1 protein-coding gene is annotated in these 1,579 nt (G+C 53.8%); it reads left to right on the top strand.

Translation table 11 applies throughout. The features are described from left to right. On the top strand, positions 1–1,579 hold a 1,579-nt coding region (locus BGP75_RS19325), incomplete at both ends, for a choice-of-anchor U domain-containing protein (protein WP_143821116.1).

The raw sequence follows: 1,579 nt of genomic DNA, 5'->3' as shown, positions 1-1,579 counted from the left end.
CACTGACAGTCAGGGGGCTCAGGCCAGCGCTACGGTCACCGTGCGACTGACCGATGCGCCGGATACCCCCACCTTCACTTCAGCCAGCACCGTCTCAGCAATTGAGAACAGCACCGTTGTGACGACCCTGGCAGCCACCGATGAAGATCTGAACCCCACGCTCAGCTATGGCTTAGTGAACTCGGGTGACAGTGCGCTGTTCAGTCTTAACAGTCAAACCGGACAGCTGAGTTTTATCAATGCCCCGGACTTTGAGACCCCTGACGATAGTGATGGTGACAATCACTATGCCTTGCAGGTTAGCGTTACGGATGAGACCGGACTCAGCACCACTCAGGCACTGACCGTAAAGCTGACCAACGAAGTTGAAACCGGTGATGATACCGATAATGACGGTATCCCGGATACCGATGAAGGCGGTGGCACGGTGGATACCGATAACGATGGCCTGCCGGACAACGAAGACCCGGACTCTGATAATGACGGTCAGAACGATGCCGAGGAAGTCAATCAGGATACCGACAATGACGGTATCAACGACAACCTGGACCCTGATGATGACAATGACTCTATCGATTCAGCAGTAGAGGCCCTGGTTCCCACCTTAACCACCGGGGGAATGGCCGGAGATGGTAATGGCGATGGTGTGGTCGATACACGGCAGAATTCGGTATCCTCCACCGCCCTGGTGCGGGCTGATAAAACCGATGATAACGGCAACCCTGTCAGCTCTTTTGTCACCCTGGTCACCGACTCTCAGGCAGGTAAGGCCGCCAATGGAAACTCCACCTCAAGACTGAACAGTTTTACTCAGCAGGCCGCGCCCGACGATGTCCCGACTGAAATCGAAATGCCCTTTGGCTTAATCAGCTTTGTTTCTCAGGCAGAAGAGCTGGGAGCCACTGAAACCTTCAGTCTGTATCTGGACGCCGATATCCCCGTAAACGGCTACTGGAAACAGAACAGCGAGGGAGAGTGGGTCAATATTGCCACGGCAATTGTGGCCGAAGGCAATAAGACCCGGATTGATTTCGAGATAACCGATGGCGGTGAGTTTGATGAAGACGGTGAAGCCAATGGTATTATCATAGATCCCGGTGCCCCGGGTATGATCACGACGACCACCTGTGAATGGGACCTGTTTCGGGACGATGCCGACGCCGATGCGATGCCGGACACAATCGAAACCCTGCTCGGTTACGACTCAGCCGTCAAAGACAATGACGTGTTTAGCATTGATGAGCTGTGGATACGGCAAATCTCACGGGATCTGATCGGTGAGGAAATCAACGACCAGGACCTGAGTGACTGGAGTGCAGGACTGGATGCCGGGATGAGCAAGCAGGAGATGCTGGAAAGCTTCACCCAAACCGAACGTTACGATGCCACCAGCACCCTGGTTCGACTCTACCACGCGGTACTGGATCGCAGTCCAGAGAAATGTGGATTTGACTACTGGCAACAGCAACTGAACAACGGTCTGTCGACCCTTGAGTTGAGCGCCAATATGCTCGCCTCCGCAGAGTTTTTAACGGATCATTCAAACTTGGAGAACAGTGGTTACCTGGATCTGCTGTAT

The sequence above is a fragment of the Motiliproteus sp. MSK22-1 genome (genome assembly GCF_001968815.1).
In the GTDB taxonomy this organism is placed as follows: domain Bacteria; phylum Pseudomonadota; class Gammaproteobacteria; order Pseudomonadales; family Balneatricaceae; genus Motiliproteus.
Note: the sequence above shows the minus strand (reverse complement) of the source record. Positions and strands in the feature narration are given on the sequence as shown.